This window comes from Pseudomonas tehranensis (assembly GCF_014268615.1).
In the GTDB taxonomy this organism is placed as follows: Bacteria; Pseudomonadota; Gammaproteobacteria; order Pseudomonadales; family Pseudomonadaceae; genus Aquipseudomonas; species Aquipseudomonas tehranensis.
This window is the reverse complement of sequence record NZ_JABWQV010000262.1, coordinates 1-6,450: the sequence shown is the minus strand read 5'-3', so window position 1 is coordinate 6,450 and position 6,450 is coordinate 1. Positions and strand designations below refer to the sequence as shown.

Here is a 6,450-nt window from a genome sequence, read left to right as displayed (position 1 = left end):
AGCGGGGATAAATCCCCTCGCCACAGGTTGTTGTCCACACACATCCACGCCCACCCAAAAGCCCCCCGCCACCAGGCAACGGGGGCTTTTTGTTTGGGCTACATTTCCACCTGGGTCCCCAGCTCTATCACCCGGTTCAGCGGCAAATTGAAAAAACGCAAATTGCCGTTGGCGTTTTTCAGCATGAAGGCGAACAACACTTCGCGCCAACGGGCCATGCTTTCAAGCTTGGACGCGATGACCGTCTCGCGGCTGAGGAAGTAGGTGGTGCGCATCGGGCTGAAGTCCAGCTCATCCAGATGACACAGCCTGAGCGCCTCGGGCACGTCCGGCTCGTCGATGAAACCGAAGTGCAGGATCACCCGGAAGAAACCTTCGCCGTAGGAATCCACCTCGAAGCGCCGTTGCGGCGGCACCCGGGGGATGTCTTCGTACACCACCGTCAGCAGCACCACTTGCGCGTGCAGCACCTGGTTGTGCAACAGGTTATGGAGCAGCGCGTGAGGCACGGCATCCGGGCGGGCGGTGAGAAAAACCGCCGTGCCCTTGACCCGATGGGGAGGTTCGACACGGATGCTGCTGATAAATACCGGCAACGGCAGAGCACCTTCATCCAGCCGATCCACCAGCAGCTCCTTCCCGCGCTTCCACGTGGTCATCAGAATGAACAACACGATCCCCGCCAAGACTGGAAATGCGCCGCCCTGCAGGATTTTCGGGACATTGGCGGCAAAGAACAGGCCGTCCACCAATAGAAAACCGAGCAGCAACGGCACCGTCAGCAGAGGGGGCCATTTCCACAGCAACAATGCCACCGCCGACACCAGGATGCTGGTGATCAGCATGGTGCCGGTCACCGCTACACCATAGGCAGAGGCCAACGCGCCGGACGACTCAAAGCCAAGCACCAGCAGGATCACGCCCACCATCAACGCCCAGTTCACCGCGCCGATGTAGATTTGCCCTTGTTCGGCGCTGGAGGTGTGCTGGATGTACATGCGCGGGATATAACCGAGCTGGATGGCTTGGCGGGTGAGGGAAAACGCGCCAGAAATCACCGTTTGGGAAGCGATCACGGTGGCGAAGGTCGAGAGCACCACCAGCGGCACCAGCGCCCAGCCTGGGGCCAGCAGATAAAACGGGTTGCGGGCGGCCTCCGGATTCTCCAACAGCAAAGCGCCCTGACCGAAATAGTTAAGCACCAGGCCTGGCAATACCAGGGCGAACCAAGCCCGGGCAATGGGTTTGCGGCCGAAATGGCCCATGTCCGCATACAAGGCTTCGGCGCCGGTCAAGGCCAGTACCACGGCACCCAGGATCGCAACGCCAACCCCCGGATGCACCATGAAAAAGCGTACGCCCCAGGCTGGGTTCAACGCCTCGAGCACCTGCGGATGCTGGACGATGCCATGAATGCCCAGGCCGCCAAGGACCACGAACCACAGCACCATGACCGGCCCGAACAATTTACCGATCCGGTCGGTACCGTGTTTCTGAATCAGGAAAAGCGCCACCAGAATCACCAGCGCCATCGGCACAACCCAGTGATCCAGGCCATCAAAGGCCACTTCCAGACCCTCCACGGCCGACAATACGGAAATGGCCGGGGTGATCATGCTGTCACCGTAAAACAACGAGGCGCCGATCAGCCCGAGAATCACCAGCACCGAACGCAACCGGGGATAAGGGGCGGACGCCCGCCGGGCCAGCGCGGTCAACGACATGATGCCGCCTTCGCCCTGGTTATCGGCGCGCAGGATAAACAGCACGTATTTGATCGAGACGACCCAGATCAACGACCAGAAGATCAGCGCCAGAATCCCGAACACGCCGTCATGGTTGACCTGCACACCATATTGACCGGAAAACACTTCCTTGATGGTGTACAACGGACTGGTGCCGATGTCGCCATAGACCACTCCCGCGGCGGCCACCAACATTCCGACTGGCTTGGCCGCTGCATGCCCTGCCCCCGACACCTGACTCTCTGCCTGCCCCATCCAACACTCCCACTACCTGATCCACACTGCTGGAAAGAAGCACTCTGATTGACCTTGGGTCGACGCCACCTTACTTCTTGTTACAGACGAATGGTTGACTGTACCGACTCAGTTGCGCTTGACGGCGCGAAGCATAGCGCAGCACTCGTCGTTTTTCCCCGTATAAAGCTGGTCAAGCGCTTCCAGCACCGCTAGAATTGCGCACTTTTTGATCAGAGGCGCGTCAAGCGTCCTGTCTCCGCAAGAGACGATCTCCCCTACACCGAGGTTAGACATGTCCACCACTACCGCGCCGGCCAACCCCAAGGTTGGCTTCGTATCCCTGGGTTGCCCGAAGGCTCTGGTCGACTCCGAGCGCATCCTGACCCAGTTGCGCATGGAAGGTTATGACGTCGTATCCACGTACCAGGACGCCGACGTGGTAGTGGTCAACACCTGCGGCTTCATCGATTCGGCCAAGGCCGAGTCCCTGGAAGTGATCGGCGAAGCCATCAAGGAAAACGGCAAGGTCATCGTTACCGGCTGCATGGGTGTGGAAGAAGGCAATATCCGCGACGTGCACCCCAGCGTGCTGGCCGTGACCGGTCCGCAGCAGTACGAGCAGGTCGTCAATGCCGTGCACGACGTGGTGCCGCCGCGCCAGGATCACAATCCGCTGATCGACCTGGTGCCGCCACAAGGCATCAAGCTGACCCCGCGCCACTACGCTTACCTGAAGATTTCCGAAGGCTGCAACCACAGTTGCAGCTTCTGCATCATCCCCTCGATGCGCGGCAAACTGGTGAGCCGTCCGGTGGGTGATGTGCTCGACGAGGCCCAGCGCCTGGTCAAGGCTGGCGTCAAGGAGTTGCTGGTCATCTCCCAGGACACCAGCGCCTATGGCGTCGACGTGAAATACCGCACTGGTTTCTGGAACGGCGCGCCGGTGAAAACCCGCATGACCGAACTGTGCGAAGCCCTCAGCACCCTCGGCGTATGGGTCCGCCTGCATTACGTTTACCCGTATCCGCATGTCGACGAACTGATCCCGCTGATGGCCGCCGGCAAGATCCTGCCGTACCTGGACATCCCGTTCCAGCACGCCAGCCCGAAAGTCCTCAAGGCCATGAAGCGCCCAGCTTTCGAAGACAAGACCCTGGCCCGTATCAAGAACTGGCGCCAGATCTGCCCGGACCTGATCATTCGCTCGACCTTCATCGTCGGTTTCCCTGGCGAAACCGAGGAAGACTTCCAGTACCTGCTCGATTGGCTGACCGAAGCCCAGCTCGACCGCGTCGGTTGCTTCCAGTATTCGCCCGTCGAAGGCGCCCCGGCCAACGACCTGGACCTGGACGTGGTGCCGGACGAAGTTAAACAAGACCGTTGGGAGCGATTCATGGCGCACCAGCAGGCCATCAGTTCGGCACGCCTGCAAATGCGCATCGGCCGTGAAATCGAAGTGCTGGTGGATGAAGTCGACGAACAAGGTGCCGTCGGCCGCTGCTTCTTCGACGCCCCGGAAATCGATGGCAACGTCTTCATCGACAACGGCAGCAACCTCAAGCCGGGCGACAAGGTCTGGTGCAAGGTGACCGACGCCGATGAATACGACCTGTGGGCTGAACAGATCGGCTGATCTGCCGCATTTTTAAGGGCACAGCAATACCTGTGGGAGCCGAGCTTGCTCGCGATGACGGTGGAGCAGTCAGCATTAATGTTGGCTGACAGGACGCCATCGCGAGCAAGCTCGGCTCCCACACGTTCTAGCGCTCCGAAAAATAAACAAACCCTGCTCTTGCGACAAGATGCGGGGCTTTTTTACGGCTATCGTATGGAGAAACCAAGGCATCAGCACAAGGAGCAGGCGGGCATGCGTCAGCATTCGGTCATCCATACACCGAAACCCAGCGATTATCAGGAACTGACCCGGGTCTGGGAGGCCTCGGTGCGGGCCACCCATGATTTCCTGCCAGACAGCTACATCGAACTGTTGAAAAATCTGGTGCTCACCCGGTATCTGGATGCAGTCATGCTCATCTGCACCCGGGATGCTCGCCAGCGCATTACCGGTTTCGCGGGTGTCGCAGCCGGCAAGATCGAGATGCTTTTCATCGACCCGCAACACCGTGGCCAGGGCCTGGGCAAGCAGCTGTTGCGCTATGCCATGGAGCACATGAACGCCGATCAACTGGATGTCAACGAACAGAACCCGCAAGCCTTGGGTTTTTACCTCAAGCAAGGCTTCGAAGTGGTAGGCCGTTCGGCAAAGGACGGCATGAACCAGCCGTACCCGCTGCTGCACATGCGCTACAAACAGCCCGACCTGAAGGTCCAACGCGGCTAAAAGGCAAATGGACCCGCGATTAACCGGCGCCAGGCAGGTACAATGCCCACCCTCTTTTTGTTACGGCCCTGTCATGACTGACCCGATTCGTCTCTCCAAACGCCTCATCGAACTCGTCGGCTGTTCCCGTCGGGAGGCTGAGCTGTTCATCGAGGGCGGCTGGGTCACCGTGGACGGCGAAGTGATCGACGAGCCGCAGTTCAAGGTCACCACCCAGAAAGTCGAACTCGACCCCGAGGCCAAAGCCACCGCGCCAGAGCCGGTGACCCTGCTGTTGAACGCCCCTGCCGGCATGGATGCAGACACGGCGATGGCGTCCCTTGGGCCACAGACCCTGAGCGAAGAACACCGCTTCGGCAAGCGCCCCCTCAAGGGGCACTTTCTGCGCCTGACCGCCAGCGCCGACCTGCAGGCCAACGCCAGTGGGTTGCTGGTGTTCACCCAGGACTGGAAGATTCTGCGCAAGCTCACCGCCGACGCCGCCAAGATCGAGCAGGAATACGTGGTGGAAGTCGAAGGCGAAATGGTCGCCCATGGCCTCAATCGCCTGAACCATGGTCTGACTTACAAAGGCAAGGAGTTGCCGGCGGTCAAGGCCAGTTGGCAGAACGAGAACCGCTTGCGCTTTGCCATGAAAAACCCGCAACCGGGGGTGATCGCACTGTTTTGCCAGGCGGTCGGCCTCAAGGTGGTGGCCATTCGGCGCATCCGCATTGGCGGCGTGTCCATCGGTAAGGTGCCCCTGGGCCAGTGGCGCTACCTGTCCACCAAAGAGAAGTTCTAGTTTCTTTTTTCCGGCGCCGCACCGAGCTGCGGCGCCCACTGCCGATTGATCAGGATTGCACACATGGTTCACAACGACGTACTTCGCAGCGTGCGCTACATGCTCGACATCAGCGACAAAAAAGTCATCGAGATCATCAAGCTGGGCGGCCTGGAAGTGCCCATGGCGGATCTGGTGGGTTACCTCAAGAAAGACGAGGAAGAAGGCTTCGTGTTCTGCCCTGACGAAGTCATGGCGCATTTTCTCGACGGCCTGGTGATCTTCAAGCGCGGCAAGGACGAAAGCCGTCCGCCGCAGCCAATCGAAGTACCGGTCACCAACAACATCATCCTCAAGAAGCTGCGGGTGGCCTTCGAACTGAAAGAAGACGACATGCACGCTATCCTCAAGGCCGCGGAGTTCCCGGTGTCCAAGCCGGAACTGAGCGCATTGTTCCGCAAGTTTGGCCACACCAACTATCGCCCGTGCGGTGACCAGTTGCTGCGCAATTTCCTTAAGGGCCTGACGCTGCGCGTCAGAGCGTAAACAGTAGCCATAAGCTTCCAAGCGACAAGTTCAAAGCTTGCAGCTTGTAGCTTGCAACTTGAAGCGTTTCAAATGCCCTACAACGTCTCCCCCATCGGCTACGTCCGCTCCTGCTTCAAGGAGAAGTTCGCCATTCCCCGTCAACCGCAACTGGCCCCGGCCGCGCGCGGGGTATTGGAACTGGTGGCGCCATTCGATCAGGGCGATGCGGTGCAGGGCCTGGAGCAGGTCAGCCATGTCTGGCTGCTGTTCCTGTTCCACCAGGCCCTGGAAGACAAGCCACGGCTGAAAGTGCGCCCGCCGCGTCTGGGCGGCAATAAGTCCATGGGGGTGTTCGCCACTCGCGCCACCCATCGCCCCAACGGCATAGGCCAGTCGGTGGTGAAACTGGAGCGGGTCGAAGCCGGGCGCCTGTGGATCTCGGGCATCGACTTGCTGGACGGCACCCCGGTGCTGGATATCAAACCCTACGTGCCCTACGCAGACATCATCGGCTCGGCGCACAACAACATCGCCAGCGCAGCGCCTGAGCTGATCCCCGTGCAATGGGTGGACACAGCCCTGCTACAAGCCCAGGATCACGCCAGGCGCCTGGCAGAGCCCTTGGTGGAGCTGATCGAACAGTGCCTGGCCCAAGACCCACGTCCGGCGTACCAGATTCCTACACCCGAACGGGAATATGGTGCGCAGTTCTGGGATCTGGACGTGCGTTGGCATTATCCGCAGTCGGGGGTGATCAAGGTGCTGGAAGTGATTGCGGCGAAATCGTAACCGCCAGAAACGAAAAAGCCCGCGCTGCCTTCTTCAGGCAGCGCGGG

The 6,450-nt window shown here is 60.1% G+C and carries 6 protein-coding genes; 5 read left to right on the top strand and 1 reads right to left on the bottom strand.

Going from position 1 to position 6,450, the window contains the following annotated elements:
* Positions 1 to 98: 98 nt before the first annotated feature.
* On the bottom strand, positions 99 to 1,940 hold the full coding sequence (locus tag HU811_RS23505; protein ID WP_437179501.1) for a potassium transporter Kup: 1,842 nt from the start codon (positions 1,938 to 1,940) through the stop codon (positions 99 to 101).
* Between the two features lie 334 nt (positions 1,941 to 2,274).
* Between HU811_RS23505 and rimO the strand changes: the two genes are divergently transcribed.
* The 5 genes from rimO to tsaA all read left to right on the top strand — a co-directional run bounded on the left by rimO (position 2,275) and on the right by tsaA (position 6,403).
* The gene (gene rimO / locus HU811_RS23500) at positions 2,275 to 3,615 is read left to right on the top strand and encodes a 30S ribosomal protein S12 methylthiotransferase RimO (RefSeq protein WP_047230036.1); all 1,341 of its coding nucleotides are present in this window, start codon (positions 2,275 to 2,277) and stop codon (positions 3,613 to 3,615) included.
* A gap of 234 nt (positions 3,616 to 3,849) precedes the next feature.
* Positions 3,850 to 4,323, top strand: coding sequence for a GNAT family N-acetyltransferase (locus HU811_RS23495; protein WP_092401026.1), 474 nt, complete (start codon positions 3,850 to 3,852; stop codon positions 4,321 to 4,323).
* A 73-nt stretch (positions 4,324 to 4,396) separates the two neighbouring features.
* A complete protein-coding gene (locus HU811_RS23490) occupies positions 4,397 to 5,107 on the top strand; it encodes an rRNA pseudouridine synthase (protein ID WP_047230034.1) in 711 nt (236 codons plus the stop codon).
* A 63-nt stretch (positions 5,108 to 5,170) separates the two neighbouring features.
* Positions 5,171 to 5,632, top strand: coding sequence for a YehS family protein (locus tag HU811_RS23485; protein ID WP_092401030.1), 462 nt, complete (start codon positions 5,171 to 5,173; stop codon positions 5,630 to 5,632).
* Between the two features lie 72 nt (positions 5,633 to 5,704).
* A complete protein-coding gene (tsaA, locus tag HU811_RS23480; protein ID WP_186658364.1) occupies positions 5,705 to 6,403 on the top strand; it encodes a tRNA (N6-threonylcarbamoyladenosine(37)-N6)-methyltransferase TrmO in 699 nt (232 codons plus the stop codon).
* Positions 6,404 to 6,450 lie beyond the last annotated feature (47 nt).

Bases quoted from the DNA above. Each gene is read 5' to 3' on its own strand.
- rimO (WP_047230036.1), top strand. From the start codon at position 2,275: ATGTCCACCACTACCGCGCCGGCCAACCCCAAGGTTGGCTTCGTATCC.
- tsaA (WP_186658364.1), top strand. From the start codon at position 5,705: ATGCCCTACAACGTCTCCCCCATCGGCTACGTCCGCTCCTGCTTCAAG.
- HU811_RS23485 (WP_092401030.1), top strand. From the start codon at position 5,171: ATGGTTCACAACGACGTACTTCGCAGCGTGCGCTACATGCTCGACATC.
- HU811_RS23490 (WP_047230034.1), top strand. From the start codon at position 4,397: ATGACTGACCCGATTCGTCTCTCCAAACGCCTCATCGAACTCGTCGGC.
- HU811_RS23505 (WP_437179501.1), bottom strand. From the start codon at position 1,940: ATGTTGGTGGCCGCCGCGGGAGTGGTCTATGGCGACATCGGCACCAGT.
- HU811_RS23495 (WP_092401026.1), top strand. From the start codon at position 3,850: ATGCGTCAGCATTCGGTCATCCATACACCGAAACCCAGCGATTATCAG.